At 53.8% G+C, this 17,853-nt stretch carries 18 protein-coding genes; 7 read left to right on the forward strand and 11 right to left on the reverse strand.

Features of this window, described 5'->3' with window-relative positions; all coding sequences use genetic code 11:
* Positions 1-322 precede the first annotated feature (322 nt).
* Positions 323-967: a TetR/AcrR family transcriptional regulator gene (locus tag LCU97_RS03360; protein ID WP_232775527.1), complete on the forward strand. Its 645-nt coding sequence runs from the start codon at positions 323-325 to the stop codon at positions 965-967.
* Between the two features lie 165 nt (positions 968-1,132).
* Here the strand turns inward: LCU97_RS03360 and LCU97_RS03365 are convergent, their stop codons facing one another.
* Positions 1,133-1,363, reverse strand: a complete 231-nt coding sequence (locus LCU97_RS03365) for a DUF2188 domain-containing protein (protein WP_005779186.1) — start codon at positions 1,361-1,363, stop codon at positions 1,133-1,135.
* Between the two features lie 118 nt (positions 1,364-1,481).
* Complete coding sequence (locus LCU97_RS03370; RefSeq protein WP_232775528.1) at positions 1,482-2,789, reverse strand: RES family NAD+ phosphorylase; 1,308 nt, start codon at positions 2,787-2,789, stop codon at positions 1,482-1,484.
* Between the two features lie 209 nt (positions 2,790-2,998).
* Between LCU97_RS03370 and LCU97_RS03375 the strand changes: the two genes are divergently transcribed.
* Positions 2,999-3,355 (forward strand): MbcA/ParS/Xre antitoxin family protein, encoded by a 357-nt coding sequence (locus LCU97_RS03375; RefSeq protein ID WP_005779184.1) that lies wholly within the window; start codon positions 2,999-3,001, stop codon positions 3,353-3,355.
* 64 nt (positions 3,356-3,419) lie between these two features.
* A complete protein-coding gene (locus LCU97_RS03380) occupies positions 3,420-4,322 on the forward strand; it encodes a ribonuclease H1 domain-containing protein (RefSeq protein ID WP_232775529.1) in 903 nt (300 codons plus the stop codon).
* Positions 4,323-4,397: 75 nt separating this feature from the next.
* Here the strand turns inward: LCU97_RS03380 and LCU97_RS03385 are convergent, their stop codons facing one another.
* The gene (locus LCU97_RS03385; RefSeq protein ID WP_232775530.1) at positions 4,398-5,189 is read right to left on the reverse strand and encodes a hypothetical protein; all 792 of its coding nucleotides are present in this window, start codon (positions 5,187-5,189) and stop codon (positions 4,398-4,400) included.
* Positions 5,190-5,636: 447 nt separating this feature from the next.
* Here LCU97_RS03385 and LCU97_RS03390 point away from each other — a divergent pair, with 447 nt between their 5' ends.
* On the forward strand, positions 5,637-6,704 hold the full coding sequence (locus tag LCU97_RS03390; RefSeq protein ID WP_232775531.1) for a tyrosine-type recombinase/integrase: 1,068 nt from the start codon (positions 5,637-5,639) through the stop codon (positions 6,702-6,704).
* Positions 6,705-6,878: 174 nt separating this feature from the next.
* Here the strand turns inward: LCU97_RS03390 and LCU97_RS03395 are convergent, their stop codons facing one another.
* The 3 genes from LCU97_RS03395 to LCU97_RS03405 all read right to left on the reverse strand — a co-directional run bounded on the left by LCU97_RS03395 (position 6,879) and on the right by LCU97_RS03405 (position 11,129).
* Entirely contained in the window at positions 6,879-8,177 is a 1,299-nt protein-coding gene (locus LCU97_RS03395) for an FRG domain-containing protein (RefSeq protein ID WP_005779174.1), read from the reverse strand.
* Positions 8,178-8,296: 119 nt separating this feature from the next.
* The gene (locus LCU97_RS03400; protein WP_232775532.1) at positions 8,297-9,931 is read right to left on the reverse strand and encodes an AAA family ATPase; all 1,635 of its coding nucleotides are present in this window, start codon (positions 9,929-9,931) and stop codon (positions 8,297-8,299) included.
* Between the two features lie 250 nt (positions 9,932-10,181).
* Positions 10,182-11,129: an aromatic alcohol reductase gene (locus LCU97_RS03405; protein ID WP_003173940.1), complete on the reverse strand. Its 948-nt coding sequence runs from the start codon at positions 11,127-11,129 to the stop codon at positions 10,182-10,184.
* A gap of 96 nt (positions 11,130-11,225) precedes the next feature.
* Here LCU97_RS03405 and LCU97_RS03410 point away from each other — a divergent pair, with 96 nt between their 5' ends.
* A complete protein-coding gene (locus LCU97_RS03410; protein WP_003429427.1) occupies positions 11,226-11,684 on the forward strand; it encodes a winged helix-turn-helix transcriptional regulator in 459 nt (152 codons plus the stop codon).
* 17 nt (positions 11,685-11,701) lie between these two features.
* Here the strand turns inward: LCU97_RS03410 and tnpC are convergent, their stop codons facing one another.
* The 5 genes from tnpC to LCU97_RS03435 all read right to left on the reverse strand — a co-directional run bounded on the left by tnpC (position 11,702) and on the right by LCU97_RS03435 (position 15,427).
* On the reverse strand, positions 11,702-13,231 hold the full coding sequence (tnpC, locus tag LCU97_RS03415; protein ID WP_232775533.1) for an IS66 family transposase: 1,530 nt from the start codon (positions 13,229-13,231) through the stop codon (positions 11,702-11,704).
* Between the two features lie 81 nt (positions 13,232-13,312).
* Positions 13,313-13,648, reverse strand: a complete 336-nt coding sequence (gene tnpB / locus LCU97_RS03420; protein WP_003177794.1) for an IS66 family insertion sequence element accessory protein TnpB — start codon at positions 13,646-13,648, stop codon at positions 13,313-13,315.
* Positions 13,645-13,977, reverse strand: coding sequence for an IS66-like element accessory protein TnpA (tnpA, locus tag LCU97_RS03425; RefSeq protein WP_003173944.1), 333 nt, complete (start codon positions 13,975-13,977; stop codon positions 13,645-13,647). Before tnpA ends, tnpB begins: the two co-directional genes overlap by 4 nt.
* 99 nt (positions 13,978-14,076) lie before the next feature.
* Positions 14,077-14,667, reverse strand: a complete 591-nt coding sequence (locus LCU97_RS03430; RefSeq protein ID WP_232775534.1) for an AAA family ATPase — start codon at positions 14,665-14,667, stop codon at positions 14,077-14,079.
* Positions 14,668-15,238: 571 nt separating this feature from the next.
* Positions 15,239-15,427, reverse strand: a complete 189-nt coding sequence (locus LCU97_RS03435) for a hypothetical protein (protein WP_005779171.1) — start codon at positions 15,425-15,427, stop codon at positions 15,239-15,241.
* A gap of 347 nt (positions 15,428-15,774) precedes the next feature.
* Here LCU97_RS03435 and LCU97_RS03440 point away from each other — a divergent pair, with 347 nt between their 5' ends.
* Together LCU97_RS03440 and LCU97_RS03445 are read left to right on the forward strand one after the other, a co-directional pair.
* A complete protein-coding gene (locus LCU97_RS03440) occupies positions 15,775-16,359 on the forward strand; it encodes an acyl carrier protein phosphodiesterase (RefSeq protein WP_153429939.1) in 585 nt (194 codons plus the stop codon).
* Between the two features lie 485 nt (positions 16,360-16,844).
* Positions 16,845-17,405, forward strand: a complete 561-nt coding sequence (locus LCU97_RS03445) for a TetR/AcrR family transcriptional regulator (RefSeq protein WP_005779167.1) — start codon at positions 16,845-16,847, stop codon at positions 17,403-17,405.
* Positions 17,406-17,853 lie beyond the last annotated feature (448 nt).

Genomic DNA, 17,853 nt, shown 5'->3' on the forward strand with positions numbered 1-17,853 from the left:
AGCCGATGATAAGGTTTCAGCAGTGAGGTGTCGGTACCTATCCGAAAAAAATCTCTCCGTTATAGGTACCCTCAGCGCGAACCATCCACCATCCAACCCGAGCAGAGCATAAGCCCAACCATCAAGCCAAAACCAAAAGCGAAGCGACAGATAATCAAACAGCGCCCCTGTCCAAATAATCCGACAACAACTAATCCCACTCACCAAGCCCCGCAACCCAATCAGCTTTACTTTACATTCCAGTAAAGCTAATCACACAAACATGGGTGGCGAATCGCATCTCTTTCAGTAACACTTAACCTACTCTGCACAGGTAATCGAAATGAACGCCACTTCCTCCCCAGTCGACGAGTTGCTCAACCCAGGCGAGAGCGCCTCTCGTCCAGTCCGGATTTTGGCCGCTGCGGGCAGGATGTTCATCGAGCACGGGTACGAAGGGGCCAGCATGGAGGAAATTGCCAAGGCTGCAGCGGTGACCCGTCAGACTCTGTACAACCGCTTCCCCGAGGGCAAGGAGTCACTGTTCGTGGCGGTGGCGGAACGTATGTGGAAGGCCTTCCCGGCTATGCACGTGCCGACCGATGAGGGCGCACTGGCTGACCCCAGGAATGGACTGATGCAGATCGCTACCGAGTTTGCGTGCTTCTGGTCTGGGCCTACGGCAGCCGACTTCCTGCGCATGGTCTTCATGGAAGGTCGACGGTTCCCCGTGCTTGCGTACCGCTTTGACGAGGTTATCCAGGGGCCAGCTATGGCTGCCATCAGCGAGTATCTCGCCGAACTGGCACGACGAGGCATCCTGTCAGTTCAAGTGCCTGAGGCTGACGCCCGCTACTTCATGCAGACGCTCGATGGCGGGGTTCTCCTGAAACAGATTAGAGCCAACGGCGAGCCGCTTGCCCGCCAGGAGATCGAGCAAATCGTGGAGAGCACCGTAGATGCCTTCCTGCGATTGCTCCGGCACTGAGATCCTGCAGGCCGGGCAGAAGATCGTTTCCTGCCTGCAGGACAAACACCATGCCACGAGCGTTAGAACGACTATGTCGGATCTGATGGCCCCTCTAGGGACAGCGTGAGAGGGCTCCTCCTAGAGCCCCTCCTCCACAGCTTCCAGCTAAAACCTAAGGTCAACTCACCCCTTGGGTGGATGGGGATCATTGCCGTACGAATCCCGCTCTCTGATCTTGCTATCCCTTCCATGGATCAGCACTTCGCTCTTTTGATTCTGCGCGATCGCCCGCGCCGCATCGGCGGCTTCCTGTTGAGTTCGATGATGAGATGTATCCTTGGAGTTGCCTTCGCCCCGGACTGCCCAGCCATCGTCGCGCTTCACCACATGTTGGTTTTTACCTTTGCCTGCCATGAGACACCTCGCTCAATAAGGGGTATCTGAAAAGTTAGCAGTTCGCCCCACAAACACAACATATAGCACCAAAAAAAACCAAGAGGCACATCATATAGTAGACAAATCCTAAAAACGCTTAGTAGTCGTCATCCACCGGCAGCGCTTCGCTTCTCATGAGCAACGGATGCGCGCGTTGCACTGCCAGCGGCTTATCCTCCGGCAGCGCCTGATCGTCTGTGGAGTACTTCACCTGCTGAATCCCGTGGTAGACGAGGCTGTCACTGACATACTCAATGCAGGGCCCCTCGGATGCCTTGGGGCCTCTGATCATATAGCCGTTCTGAATCCTTCCAATCAAAGCGGTGGCAGCGCAGGCAACGTGCGAGAACAAGACGATGTTGCTACCGTCGCTTTCCTGCACCGACTTGAAGATCACACCGTCAATTCGAGGCTTGCAGTGGGTTGCTAGGTATTCAGCGATGACTTGAGTGGTCAGATAATCTCGCTCTGCTCCAGGAAGCACAGGCACCGTGATTGCGTCATGCAGGTACCTCAGGAAATCTCGACGACCCACCTTCGAATGGTATTTGGAGTCGAAGAAGCTTGGCATGGGCCCGAGGTCAGCTTTTTCGAAGCGTCCGAAATCCAACACCTTGACCTCCCTGACCAACCTGAACTCGCCACTGACCACGGTGCCGCCGACCGGGGGGCGGAGCTCGGCGACACAGGTCTTGCGCTCGAAGGCTCCGTAGAAGGCAGGGACACCTGCCGGGTTCATCCTGCCTTCACCTGCTCGCTCCTTAGGAGGCGCACCGAGATTACGCGCAGGATCAGCTGTGATCTCGGAGACGCTTTCCGAACTCATGCAGGTTCGGGCGCGGTAGATCGGTGGAGAACCTTTAGGTGTAAGCAATCGCACCACAGCATGCTCATCAGATGAGGCTGAGTACTTGTCCAGATCTTTGAAGATCCAGTCCAGAAACGCCTTGGCGCTGTCGTTGAAGAAGCGGATTCCATGCTTCATGCCTTCCTGGAACTCGCACCATTGGTGGCCGATGTCATCCAATCTGAAACGTTGCCGGGAGTACTGAATATCGTCGCTGTATGACGTCAGGCGCCGGCTCACTGCAGCCACGATCGGCTCGATGTTGTCGCAGCCAAAGATTTCGCTCACCCAGTGCTCGATGCTCTCGCCTTCTTGGTGGTCAACCCGCCCACCGTTCCAACGCCAAACGTGATCACCTTCTGTGATGTATGTACCAAGGATTTCGGTGACACGAGAGACGATCTCAGCGAGTGGCGCGCACTTGCGTTTCGAGTCGCAAAGGCTGCACTGAGAGGACGCCCCACTGCGCTGGATCTGCCGTCCTAGAAAAGGGTCGTGCACGCACTGGTAACACACCATCGTGATAGCCTCGCCGTCCTTCACATTTTCCTTTCGCATGGTGCTGGCAGTACCTGAGCCTGTTCATCAAGAGGGGCATGATGGCTGAAGCGCCGCGATTGGAATACCATCCAAAACGGCTCAAGGCCCAAATTGCTCTGAAGTGACCGTTGCCCTCCACATCGGACAGGGTGCCCTCTAATGCGCTGTCAGATACCCGATCTGGGCGCTTCCATACTCCAGACATCGAGCCCACTCAAGGAATCGACATGCTGATCGAGTTCGACCTGAACCATAATGACGCGCAGGCGCTGTTGCACCATTGCAAAGAGCACCAGCCAAGCTCTGGTGATTTCCGAGAAAATGCTCGCCTGAGAGAGGCCTTGGAAGTGCTCGCAGAAGCCATCAATGACGCGATGAGTCCAAGGGAGGAAAGCCCGGAGTCGTCGGAATCGATTGACCCACGGTTGCTTGATGCAGCGATGGCAATCTTCGGCGACAAGAAAAGTGCGGTGGACTGGCTATCGAAACCCTTACTAGCGTTAGGAGCGAAACGCCCGAGGGATGCCCACATCGACGACGCCTTGACGCTTCTCGCGCGCATTGAGCATGGGTTCGGTGCCTGAAAGCATTGCGAGGTCTGCAGATCACCCCGCAGGCGGATTAAGTGATTCAGGGAGGTTGCACAGGATGGCCAAGAAGCCGAAGTTCTACGCTGTTGTCCACGGACGGAAACTCGGGATTTTCAATAGCTGGGAAGGTGGGGCTCGCTTGTCCATTGACCGCTTTCCGGAAGCGAAACACCAGTCGTTCGCAACGCTTGAGCTCGCTGAGGAGTGGTACCGCCAGAACACCCCCACGCCAGGCTCGAACCACTCACCGGTTCTTCACTTCAGCACGCAAACGTCCGCGCAACTGCCGACCGTCATTCCACAACAGCCTCAACAGCCGCCCCTGGACGGCGTGGTTGCCAAGGACTATGTCGTCTATCTGATCATTGATCCCGTAACGGAGGAGCCGTTCTACGTGGGGCAGACAGGCGACTTCGAAGGCCGGCAGCGAGGCCATCTTGGGAAAGCCAACCACGACTGCAAACGCGCGGCAGCCAAGATCGCCCAGATACTCGATGCCGGGATGACCCCAGCATTCAAAGTCGTGGAAACCTGCGAATCTGAAGAGGCCTCATTGGAGGCCGAGACACGCTGGATCGAGCACTGTACCGCCAGGGGTATCACGGTTTGGAACCGCACGAGGGAGCATCGACAAATCCAGGCATTACACATGAAGCCCAGAATCGAGTTTGATCGAATTATCGGGGACGGCCCCTTCACCCTCGGCCCCTATCCATACGACTCCAGGTTTGAGCTGAAGAGCAAGCTCAATGCCTTCCTGGCCAAGTCTACCCATGGTGCGATGCAGCTGGGCATGGCCACCGAGAAGCTCAGGTTGATCTGGAGACTCACCCGCCAGGCAGGGGAAGTGAGCGAATTTCGCATCGTTAAGAACGCATCCAAGCATCAGCTCGAAGCAGTCCTCGTGTCCGGATCAACCGTGAACTTTGACTACGGCGCCGCGATCGACCGCCTCCCCTGACCTGCTGCAACCAGGTGACTAGAGCCCCCTCCAGCACCTTATCCGAGCGCGTAGAAGAAGCGCACCTGATGCACCTCAGTCACCTTCTCTAAAGACCGGATTATCCAAGCCTAGGAAATCCGCCATCCAAGTTCGCTCCTCGTCACTGGGCTCGTAAGAATAAGCAGTCTTACCCTCGACTTGTTCAGGCAGTTCACGCCAATATCTTGGTTCAGCCACACTATCCAAAAATACTAGCTCGCAGGATACATAGCACATCCATATCCCTCCAGTCAGGAACTGAATATTTAACTGCAACGATTCCTCAGTGCCAGTGTATTCACGAATGGGTGTGAACTGCTTATGCAAAGTTCCAATATGCGTAAACTCCCGACTCAGCAAGCCGTAGATGTGGCCGAATGGAGGGAAGACGCGTTTGGCACTGGAAACGGCGCGCGGAGACTCAAATTTGTGCTCTTGGTACTTTTGAAAGTCTTCCGGAAATTGCATGAGATGCAGGGCTACGGCCATGGTTTCAATGGCTGAGCGCACGACCGGCCCAGGCTGCAAAACGAAGCCACCTCGAAGCATGTAGGCCGCGCCAACCATGGAGTTCAGCGCATTGGAGAGGAGCTCTGCACATGCCATGCGAAGCTTATCTTCATTGCGTTCGGCCCTAAACATCCCCGAAGCCCAGATAGCGGAGCAATGGGCAAAAAGTGCACTCATTTTTTCAAGGTCAGCACTATGTAGCGCATCAAAACCTTTAGCAATTCTATCAGCATCGCGAGTTATCTGATTAATGAGCATTGACCTACGAAACTCGTATATCTTCTCGTTAGCTGGATTAAAAACCACTGCACAAGTATCAGGATGCTGTTCCCACATAGATAATTCCTTGTTTGTTAAGAGTCTTCAACCTGCGACGCTGATACCTTTAATCCGCCACCCCATGTAAGCGAACCGGCTCAGGCAATAGGGTGCTGAAGCCAATAAGAATATAATTCCGCGATCAATATCAGCAGTACCCGTCCTGTGAAGCATAGCTAGCAACCCAAGACAGTTTTCCCGTTGCCCCCTGTACGATGACTTCCATCAGGGCAGCCGAAAAAATCCCCCTCATGGTCAAGCCTGGCATGCTGGCAAGCCTGTCCAGCTGGCAAATCTCTGAGTATTGATCAGCACCAGAAGCGATGCTACCGTACCGACCACGGTCTTCCTGGATCGAGCGGTCGGCATGCAAAGCCTTTGCGCCTCAGGTGTTTCTCCCCTTCTTTCGCACGCACTTCGACAATTGTCAGCGGGCAGCCGACACCGTGACATTGGAGAATTGCCATGCGCGTTGCGGTCTATCCCGAAGATCTGCTCCCCCAAGCCGCCTTCAAAAAACTCGCCAAAATCATCCAGAAACGATGGCCAGGCCAATCACCCGTCCAGCTCTCTTTTGCCCGAGAGACCCTGTCCAAGGGACTAGGGTACGCCAATTACGACGATCTCATGAAAGAGTCCGTCATCTGGCCTCGGGATGCAGAAACGCCTGCCCTGAGTGCTACGCACACCCAGCTCGCGGCTGAAATTTCTTCGGTATTGGCCTTGGCCAACGACACCTCAGTACCGCGCAGTGTGCTTGACCCTTTTGTCGAGACGCTCCCGTTGAAAACGCTTAGCACGTTCAAGGGGGCTTCCTCACGAGGCGTGGAGGTGACCAAGATCCCAATGCCTGATTTAGACCAGACTGAAATCTGTCCTGTGAACACCACCGCCCCAGAGTCAGAAGTCCCGCGCTACACGTGTCGACCTATAACGCACAAGCCATCGAAGCTCCAGGCCATTTCGTTAGGACTGGATGTCTTCACTCACAGTGATGCGATCAAGCGGATCGTCGAAAACTCAGGAAGCCTTCGCGACCGGAGCCTTTTTGCATTGCTGGAGGCAGGGCTTCGGGGGCACGTCATCCTTGGTGCCAAGGTTTCCCAGGTTGTCAGCTTGGAAACCCAAATGCCTTCGAGCAAAGAGATATCCATTGAGATCACAAAAGCGAAACCACCACTACTTCTTGCGAACACAGCAGTAATCGAGAAGTACATCAGGGAGGAAAATCTCTCTGCCGATGACTATCTCTTCCCGAATGATGACCGGAAGCAACCCATGTCGACATCGCAACTGCTTCGGATTTTTCAGGCGTGGGAACGAGAAGCTCAACTCCCCCGCTCAACACTCACGCCGAGCACCTTGAGACGGGCAGCTATGGCACAGCTTGCAGCGTCCCCCCCACCGCAACAGCTTGGCGAGCGAATCGCCGATCAGCTGGGTCACTCCTCCAGTTCCATGGCCGAACACTACGTTTCACTCACTACGACAGGCGCTAATGCGGCCTGGAAAACCAAGAAGCGTCGTACCTAAATAAGGCGGGCTACGTGCGACGGTAGGTAACCAGGCCCCCGTGGCCTTCTACCCAGGCCGTCTCTACCTTAACTCGCAAGGTAGAGACGGTGCCGTGCCGATATAGCGATCAAAGGTGAATCACACCGTCTTGAGTTACCTTATATTCCTGACCGAGCTTACGGTGGCGAGTAGTCACTCACTGGCTTGAAAGGCAAACTTCTGAGCAATGTACTTCGCCGAGCTCTCTATATAGGGAAACACGGTACTTTCATTTATATTCAACCGATCTAGCTCTTTCAAAATACTTCTCTTGTTCGTTACCGCTATGCGGTGAAGCGTGATATCAGAAGTACCTTCCTCATCCAGCACCGCTTCATCACCGAACAGAAGGAAAGCTCCCGACTGAAATGAGATTCTGCTATTGGTGTGTTTTCCTTTGACGCACAACACGGAGCGAAGATGCCCAGGTTCTAAGCGGGGTTCAAAGAATGGCTTTTCTTCCTTGATAAAATGAAGCAACTGCTTCAATGCCCGCTGATCGTTAAAACCATCTACATCTTCAGAATCGAATGTGATTGAGTCCCTTACGCCTTTCGACAAACGAGACAGGTTAGCAATACAGCTAGCCGTATCAGAATCGAAGTATTTTATATAACCAGGATCCATGGAGAGCACGACGACCTCTCCAGCATCATCTAAGTGGCTCTTACAGCAGAAGTACAACCCGATCAATGGGTTAGATGTGATATCGAGTAATCGTGTCGGCAGCGAATAATGCTGCATCCGAACCAAGCGATCCAAGGTATAGATATCGCCACTGAAATCCAGGGAGTTGGAAACCAGAAGTTCCCGATACATCCTATCTTCAGCATCTCGGTATACGAAGTTACCATCTTGATCCCTGCGAAAAATCGAGGGCTCCAATCGATACTTTTTGCTGTTCGAGTGCCCTCGATAAAAAACCTCGCGACGGCCATGATTTAGTCGAAAAACGTGTTCAATAAAGGCACCGACGCTGTCAGCTTGAGTTTCTGGTGGCGAGGTGGCAGGAAGATCTTCCTTGGTGACTTTCGAGCCAACCGTCCCTTCCGGCAAAAGACCTGCGTGATGAAGAATGGCAAAAAGGTCTTCGTCCTTGACTGCCCAGTGCGTGCGATTGATCTCCCAATCGCGAATATCAAGAGCGGCTTGAAGAGGTCTGATCTGCTCAAACTCAATGGGTGCAATTTGATCATCCATGATCGGTCGAGCAAACAAAACTCTACCGTTGCTACGAAGCTTTACCTCAAGCTTCCCCACTCTCATGGCATGATGCGTGCCCTCGTAAGCAAACAGGCAAGGGAGCTCCATCAGTGCTTTAAGCTGTGGCTCTTTGAGCTCTTTGAAACTTGCAGCAATATCATCGTTCGTGTACTCCAGAAAGCGGCTCTTATCATACTCATAGCCGCTGTCCCATGCCCCCTCACGAGACGTCACTAGGAAATTATACATAACCCTTACCCCCTCCTTCCTTGGTTAATGCCAATATAACAGGCTACGGAATAAACCTGCTTGCAATTGCCAAAACTGAGCCTCCACTATTACGACCGGAATTCACATCACCAGCCGATTCAAGCATGCTCCCCCATCATCTTTTCATAGTGCTCTTCAAAACCAGTCCTAACAAAAACCTCCCTGAATCGATCCACGTAATGCGATGGCACAATTTCACCAAAATCAGTCAAATTGACTGCGTCGGAATGAGACTCGCGGTTCACGTATCGATAGAGGGCTTTGAATTCTGCATCCTCGTCAGACAGTGCCATAAGTGCTGCCTGGAGCTCATCCTGCCGATGTACGAAGGTGAAGTAGTACTCTAGAATATTTCGCATCATGTTAGGAATAACGCTAGAAGAAGTGCGACCTGCTTGAGCATCTTTGATGGCCTGCCAGAATGATTGATAGTCATTCTGTACGTCACTGGCCTTCATCGGTGTGATCATGCTGTGGGCTGCCTTGGTGATCCGGAACAACGAGTATTCGTCGGACTTCCTGAGGTGCTTGAGCATTTCATGAAAGAAGAACAAATTGTGCGTCAGGATAAATACTTGCTTGAAGCGTTCCTTGGGGCTCAGCACTCGTCTATGGATCATTGTGGCGATGTCGTAAATATAGTTGTGAGAGAGGCTTGAGATAGGATCGTCAATGACAATGATACGCTCACTTTTGAGCTTGCCACCTTTTTCGTCGAGCTCGCCATTACAGACTTCAAGGAAGTACAGGAATGAGATCAGGGTTTTCTCTCCCTCGCTGAGCGTCTTGAATACCCCAGCCTGCTGATCAGGCCGCTGCAGACGGTAGCGCGGCAACTCCCCCTCCTCCCTGACCACCACAAAGCCGTTCAGGCCCAATGCGGTAAGCGAGGAGTTAATGCTGTCAATGGATTGATCAATATTCGTGATCTTGGCTTTACTCTCGGCGATGACGTCGTGGTGAGCTTGTGATTTGAGACGGATCTCATCCGCCAGCTTACGTTTCGCTTCCTTCTTGACCCCAAGCTCCTCGTGCACCTTCCTGGCCGATGCGATAGCAGCATCGCAACTGGATCTAAAGCAGATCCAGAAGCGTGTCTTGATTTTTTCCAAGTGGTTTTTCTTGTCTTTCACCTTGAGATTGAAAGCATCGATTTTCCTTTGACCTTCCGCAATCAAGTCGGTGAGATCATCCATGATCAACCCGGTAGGCTCCAGTGCCACGACCATTGAAGGACTGGCCACTTTGGCATCCAGCTTTTGCGTATTCTGCGAAAGCAGAGTATCGAGTTTCGCAATCAACAGTTGATACTCAGACGCGTCGTATTCGGGACGCTTGAACTGGGTTCTCAAGCGAGTGACGCCGCCTTCGTACCGCGTTTTGAGGGCTTTCAATTGGGTGATGCGCTGTTCATACGTCTTGTCGAACACCTTCTGGATTTCTTCGTAAAATCCAGAAGGTAGAGTTTGCTGACAAAAGGGGCACTCCTCCCGCTGCGGGTATTGCAACCCTCGCTTGACCCAATCGGAGTTCCCCAGGTCGGTGATCAAGGCGGAAAGATAGGAGTCGCCGGAGCCGGCAATGGCCTCCGACAGCAGCGGGCTGGTTTCCACATCCGCTTCCGCAAACCGGATTGTGGGTATACCAGGCAGCTCAGCATCACTGGCGTAAGCGTCCGGCAGACACACCTTGACCACACCATTCTCCCCCGTGCTCCTCAAAACCACGCTCATTTGCAAGGCTTTAGTAAGCGCTTGGTTAAGTCACCGTGGTTCGGAATTCGCGCTTAGAAAACTCAATAGATAGTGAAGTGGGACGCCTCAGACCTCGGCAGATGGTGCGGATAAGATAAAGATTCGGTCGTCTTGGATTACCAGACCCATTCTCCGCGCCTTAGCTTCGGTTATCAGCGCCCATTATCAGACTGAGGAGCTTTTTAGCAGGTCAACTCCGAGCGCGAGAACGTTCGTTCAGCTACTGCCCTTATGCTGATGAGGTTGCCAGATTTGCACGGGCCCACTCCTCAGCGGTCGTGACTTGAGTCGACTGCTGCGCGTTGAAAGTGCCTGCTTTAGGCCAGGCCACGCCTCTGCCCTGGGCGAACACAGCGCGGTACTTCTTGATGTGATGCGTTGGGTCTCTCTCCAATTCTTGGAGCAAGTACGGAACAGTCCACACGTTACGTTTGAACGGGCGACCCAGTACACGTTCGAGGAGGCTCGCAACCTCTCCGTACGTCACTGTATCTCCCGAGAGGTACACAATCTGATCGCGGAAGCGAGGTTCGAAGAAAACAATTTCCGCTGTCAACGCACCAATGTCTTCTGGAGTCGTGAGCGTCACGCTGGTCTCAAGACTGCCTAGCGCGTTCACGGTATCGTTTTCGAAGTCAACCACCTCGAATACTGGCTCGAATAGAAAGCTGGTGAACATACCCGTCGAGATGATTACCCATTCAGTTTTATCCTGGGCGCGAAGCAATTCGCGTACATCAAGCTGAGCATCGAACAGATCTTGAGGACTGCCCCGACCGATTACCTCGAAGTCGACACCAAACTGCCAAGGAAAGTAGCGCTTCACACCGGACTTGAGAGCTGCTGTAGCCAGCTTCATCGGGGTTTCCCGGCCTGCAACCATGCCTGCGCAGCCTATTACGGTATCGAACCGTGCGAACACTTCAGCCAACTGATCGATTGAATTATTCACGAGATCTGCGGCCACCATCTGGATGCCAAGATCTCGAAGCTCATCGATTTCGACCTTTTTCTCGGGCACCTGAGTGTTGATGGTCGAATCCCTGAGCAGGACGCTGATTGTGGAGCCGGGCGCGCGCTTTGCTACTCGCGCAAGATTGCGCAGAACCGGCAGCCCAAGCTCACCGGCGCCTAGAACGAGAATGGATTGGGGGGAAAGCTGGGTCACTTCGGTCATGATTTCTCCTGAGACCTGTTGCCTGTAAGATGAACAAATGCTTGCACGATTAGGCAACGTTCGTAAGAAGGCACACCTGTGATACCAGAGAATGAAATGACCGATCAGGAGGCTCTCAGCCAGGCAGAAACAATTTGCCGAACGCTTAGAGAAGACGATGATGGCGTCAGACGAGAAGTGCTTGCTCACGCAGGTAGCCGCTGGTCGTTAGGTATTCTGCATGCCCTGGGGGTTTACGGCACGATGCGCCATGCCGAAATAAAAAGGCAGATGACTGGGGTGACTCAGCGGATGTTAACCAAGACGCTACGCTCCATGGAGCGGGATGGGCTAGTGGTTCGGCGGGAGTTCGGTGAGATTCCGCCACGTGTCGAGTATGAGCTGACGCCGCTGGGTATGGGACTGTTGATCCGCATGTCACCTATCTGGACTTGGGTTGTCGAGAACGTTGAGGATTTCCGCAAGGCGCGGCGTATTTTCGACAGTCAGGATGACAAAAAACCCGCATGGCAAATACCTCCATCGACACCATTAGATTCAGACGCGTCGGACTGAATGTAGCTCATAGCGTGTTAGGAGCCCTGTGCCCATTGATGCGGTAGTAATTGGTCAATTGCACTGGCCCTCTGTGTCGGCAACCGCGTCAGTACATCCTTGAGATACGCGAACGGATCATGCCCATTCATGCGTGCCGATTGAATCAAGCTCATAATTGCCGCCGCTCGTTTACCGCTGCGCAGTGATCCGGCGAAGAGCCAATTCGAACGGCCAAGGGCCCAAGGCCGGATCGTATTTTCGACCCGATTGTTGTCGATGGGCACAGCACCATCATTGAGGTAGCGCGTCAGCGCTACCCAGCGTTTCAGGCTGTAATCCAGAGCCTTGGCTGTGGCCGAGCCCTCGGGCACAAGTTCGCGCTGAGCCAGCATCCACTCATGCAACTTCTCCGCGATAGGAATCGCCATTTCTTGACGTAATCGCCAGCGATCTTCATCGCTCATCTTTTTGGCCTTTCGTTCAACCTCGTATAGGCCGCCGATTGAGTGCAGCGCCTGTTCGGCCAGTTGGCTTTTGTTCGCCACATGCAGGTCGAAGAACTTGCGGCGAGCATGGGCCATGCAGCCGATTTCGGTGATGCCCCCTTCGAAGCCGGCCTTGTAGCCTGCGAAGCCATCGCAGACCAGCTTGCCGTTCCAAGTGCCCAGGAAGTTGCGCGCATGTTCGCCAGCACGGCTCGGGCTGAAGTCGTAGACTACCGCCTTCAGTGCCGAGAATGGTGTCGTGCAGTAGGCCCAGACATACGCTCGGTGCGTTTTCTTTTCACCCGGTGCCAGCATCTGCACGGGTGTTTCATCGGCATGGACGACTCGCTGGGCCAGCACTGCCTCGCGCAGTGCTTCCACGAGCGGTTGCAGTTGTACGCCGGTTTGACCCACCCACTGCGCCAGTGTCGAACGGGCGATGGGCAGCCCGGCGCGGCCGAAGATTTTCTCTTGGCGATACAGCGGCAGATGGTCGGCGAACTTGGCCACCATGATGTGGGCCAGCAGGCCTGCGGTCGGGACGCCTTTGTCGATGACGTGCGCCGGTACCGGCGCCTGGATTAGCGTTTCACACTGCTCGCAGGCCCACTTTCCACGGATGTGACGCTCGACGGTGAATACGCCGGGCGTGTAGTCGAGCTTTTCGCTGGCGTCTTCGCCGATGCGCTTGAGGGCGCAGCCGCACTGGCAGTGGCTGTTGTCCGGTTCGTGATGGATCAGTGTGCGAGGAAACTGCGGTGGCAGCGGTGCGCGCTTGGGTTGCTGGCGCACTTTGGCTTCGACAGGTGCCGGTTGCAGCGCCTCAAGTTCGGCTTCGATAGCGGCGATATCCGTATCGATCAAGTCGTCGAGCAGGCTGGCTTGATCCGGGCTCAACTGCTCGCTGCGCTTGGCAAACTTGAAGCGTTTGAGCAGCGCGATCTCGTGGGCCAGTTTCTCGTTGACCGACTTGTGATGAGTGATTTGCTTGTCCATTGTCTCGACGCGCTGGATCAACTGCGCCGCCAGGGCACGCAGTTGTTCAGGGTTTAATTGATCGAGATTTGGATGCAAAGTCATGCCGCCGATTTTGCCAGAGAGGGCTGATGGCGACGATAGACTGATGGGCCAATTGCGCTGGCAAGCACGCCATGGCAGATGTTAAAGCATCGAGATGATTCCGCCTGCACCGACGCGCTGCCAAGGTAAACCGAGCACCAGGGCCTGAAGTTGCTCGGCATCCAACTCAACTTCGGAGCCGTGTCGCACACCCGGCCAGAAGAAGCGTCCTTGATTCAAACGCCGGGCGGCAAGCCAAATCCCCACGCCGTCATGCACCAGCACTTTCATTCGATTGGCGCGGCGGTTGGCGAACAGATAGGCACAGTGCGGCTTCGCCGCACCGAACACCGCCACGACTCGTGCGAGCGCGGTTTCAGTGCCGGCGCGCATGTCCATGGGCTCGGTGGCGAGCCAGATGGAATCGACGCGGATCATCGCAGCAGGTCTCGTAGGAAAGCAGAACACGCCGCTGCATTTTCTGCTGGCCAACTCACCACGACTACACCTTTTGGATGCGGCACTTCGATTCGGATCGTGGCAGGAAGGGCCTGATGCATCGGCACCGGCGGCGAAGTCTTGACCGGGATGAAGGCAGTTTGCAGTGCCAGGTTTTTCTGCGCATGCACCCGAATCCATTTATGGACGAGGTTTGCATTGAGGTTGTGGGTCAAGGCGACATTGGCAATTGAAGTGTCAGGATGGGCGCACTCAGTAATGACCTGGGCCTTGAAGGACTTGGAATAGGAACGGCGTTCTTGTGGCATGGGCGTCCGCTTAAAAAGGCTAAAAATGGTGTCCACTTAAATTTAGGTGGACACCATCGCCTTAACCGATGGCATCAGGAAGATGTGTTGCTCGGACGGTTACTCACTGGCTGATTGCAGCTGTTCCGCCTCCGCCGCCAACGCTGAGAAATCATCCGGCGACGACACAAGAGACAGGGTACGTAGCTTTTCCCCAAGCCGATCCTTTGTATTGAGAGAAGCGAAGCAGTACCGCAGAGGCCCGGTATCGAACGGTCTCTTGAGGGCCCACAGCTGATCGAGCAAATCCGCTTTATTGGATTTCTGGGACTCCCCGAAGCCATTGCCCGCTGCCACCTCGGCCTGATGTTCAACCAGCAGCTTTTTGAGTGCTTCCTCAGCCGCGAGCAGCTTTTTCTCGGCCTCAATATTTCCTTCATTGAGCGTGAAGATGCCGGGCTGTGAGCTTGCGTGAAAATTGGTCTCCATGAACGTGTGGTTGTAGACCATCACTTCACGTTCCGCCGAGACAGGCTGAGTCTTACACTGGTGGTAGAGCAGGTCAGAAGGATCTTGAAGATAGTTGCCGATTGTGGTCTTACCCGTTCCATTGTGCCCATAGAACATATTCACTTTCGTGAGTGGGCCGATCTGGGAGTTTTGCTCGGGGGAGTAGCTCGAAACGCCGCGCAATATCAAATTCTTGATCACGATGCTGTCCTTAGCTTCTGAAGGCCACTACTCGGTATCCTATTACCGTCGCGCCCAAGAAGATAGGCTGCTTTAGAGGCCTGTTTAGGCGTTTGCCTCCGGCCAACCTTCGCCTCTACGACACGTCAATCGTGCCCTCTTGAACCACAATTTGTCGACGTCTCCGCTGATGCCAGCCAGGCGCATGGCTCTCAACAGATTGCGTTTGACCAGGCAGCTACCTGAGTGGCTGCGGGGACAACTGGCAGCCCAGCGAAGTGTATTAACGCATCAAGGTCGCCGATCAATTCCGACTTGCGCCCAGTAGCCAACAGGCGGCGTAGGAATTTTCAGGCTGATGTAGACCTTCGTGAGATAGCTGGAGGAGGCTCCATATCGCGAGCTAATTTTGGTCATTGGCCTCGTCCAAGCCTGCTCGAACAAGGACTCTCTCTTAACGACTTCGTCCAATGGTGGCCCTCCAATCCGCCGGGCCTTGTGCCCGAGAATGCCCTTCGCACATCCGAACCTACAGACGGAACAGCCGTAACCGAATCGTTACTTTTGGCCTTTGGTTGGCCGCGATACCTCATCAAGCATTGATCGGTGTATCAATGAATCGATCAGCCGAATCCATATAGGTGGCCAAGTCGACGATCTGTCGGAGGAAGACGACGACCTCAAGTTTCTGGGCGTCGTCGGGCAGCCCTATCCATTTTAGCATCGCCTTTGCGTCTTCCTCGATCGCCGCTAGCGCATCGATATCGCTCTGCAACCTCATGTCGGCCTCCTGCCAGTGTGAGATCAGAGATACATACCTCACTTCTTCATACCACGCCAGCCGTCACATGCGCTGCTTCGCTGGGCAGCGAAATTAAGCCAATCTAAATTGAGGTGGGTTCAGAGCCCTTCGACCCATACTCACCTTTGCGCTGATACAAATTTGGCACCCATTCAGTAGGTAGGTATTTAAAAACCCTGCTATCGTGTCCGCTTGCAGCCTGCTCCGTAGGCCTAGTTGTAGTTTGAGGTTTCTGAAGGTGGGATTGACTTCTCGTCCATTGGCGAGCCGGCTATGTTCACCTACCAAATGGTTGTAGTAATGATGATGCCCTAGGGATGCATGAGATGAATTATCTGGCTCATTTACACCTTGGAGGGCAATCGCCCGACGAGCTCCTGGGCAGCCTTTACGGCGACTTCGTTAAGGGCCCACTCGTAGGTCGCTTTTCCTCAAAGACTGAGGCCGCGATACAACTGCATCGCACAATTGATGCCTTCACCGACTCCCACGAGTTGGTTAAGCGAGCTCTATCTCGATTTCCCGATGAGAAAAGGCGCTACGCCGGAATCGCTCTCGACATGTTCTTCGACCACTGCCTCGCGCGGGACTGGGAGGAATACTCTGGTGTTCCGCTGAAGAGATTTGCGCAGGCGATCTATGGAATTTTGGAGTCAGAGCCTTCCCTTCCACCGTCACTGGCGAAGGTAGTGCCCGTGATGATCTCGGAGGATTGGCTCTGCGCCTACAAAGACATTGAGATGATTGGATATGGCCTAGGCATAATCTCGAAGCGCCTTTCCAGACCAGAGGGGCTTGATGGGCTGTTCGAGCACCTAAAAGATAACTATGAGCTGCTGAGCACAGACTTCCGTGAGTTTTACCCAGCACTTCGTGCTTTTGCGTGTTCCTCAGCGGTCGCACAGGCCTGACGTAGTGGGCACAGCGAGCCATCACTATTGAAAGCGCTCCAATGTACTCGTACGGCACACCTGTATAGCTCGCTTAAGCTTATCAGGCAGGAGCGAATGTCCAAGCTGGTCAGATTAATTCGACACGCCGAGAGCGCTGCCAACGGCGGACTCGCTGCGATGATCACTTCGGCTTCAGATTGGGTCATCTCATCGCCGTTCCAACCCTACAAGACGGTCTTTGGAACGTAGAGGCCCAGCTTAGCCAGGACGGGCAAGTCAGGTTTAATGAACAGTTCTGCGTAGACGCCTATATCGCGCGCGCCTCTGACTCGCGAATCCTGAGGCGTGCTTAACGTAAGCAGGATCGTAAAGCTCGCCAATCCCTTGTGGCGCTCAGTTGAAGGACGCATGTCGCATCAGCTAGCTCAGTGCAGGAGGCGAACGCTGTCTTATGATGTGTGACTAATTTATGATGCCCAAATGATAAATTTGGATGCAGCATCATGAGTACACGTTCAGACCTTTTGATCAGCGCTGAGGTTCTGCTGCGCACGAAAGGCTACGCGGCCTTCAGCTATGCCGACCTTGCAGACGACATCGGCATTAAAAAGGCTAGTATTCACCATCACTTCCCCACCAAGGAAGGCCTGGCAATTGCCATCGTCGAGAGCTACCTGTTCCGGTTTAAAAAGCAGCTGGACGCTATCAATGATGAACACATCAGTATTGTCGACCGGCTGAATGCATTCGCCTTGATGTTCGCACACAGCAGTCTAAATGGGATGCTTCCACTCTGTGGAGCCCTGGCCGCAGAGCTTCTGGCCCTGCCTGAAAGCCTCAAAGAAATGACAAAGGATTTCTTTGAGATCCATCTCACTTGGCTCCAAGCAAATATTAAGCAGGGTCAAGATCGAGGAGAGCTTAAAGCCGACCTGGATGTAATCAGAGTTTCAAGGCTCATATTGAATACTTTGGAAGGTGCGAGCTTTGTTTCTTGGGCGATGAGTGATGATTACGAGAAATCTTCGGGGTTAGATTTGATTTTATCTACCCTTCGTCGCTGAAGACGTTAGCAAGCACATTTATCGTCTCTACCGCTGCATTCCCTTTCTAGGGGGCATCTTTCATCAATGGATCTTTGATATATATTCCAATAGCCTCTCGACTTGATCGCCTGCCAAGAGCAGGCGGCCTTGAATCATCTGATTTGGGGCCGCGAGCCAATCTACGCTCGTTTTAATTAGCGCGAACTAAAACTACCAGATAGATCACTCGGTATTATCTGGTGTGCGGTAAATCTGCATCCAATGACGGGAAGGTTGGCTTGTAGGCGGCGCTTTTTCGTGATCGCGAATTGTACAGTACCGTCCATGCTTAGCGACGACCGCGCTCTTGGCTGCGTTCAAAGTGACTTCTTGAAACGAACCTCCATCTCGTCCCAACACGTGCCCTGGTGCATAAACAGCCATAAAACCTCCCTGATTTTTATCCATGTAGTGACGGCCTTATGCC

The organism is Pseudomonas uvaldensis (assembly GCF_021271205.1).
In the GTDB taxonomy this organism is placed as follows: Bacteria; Pseudomonadota; Gammaproteobacteria; order Pseudomonadales; family Pseudomonadaceae; genus Aquipseudomonas; species Aquipseudomonas uvaldensis.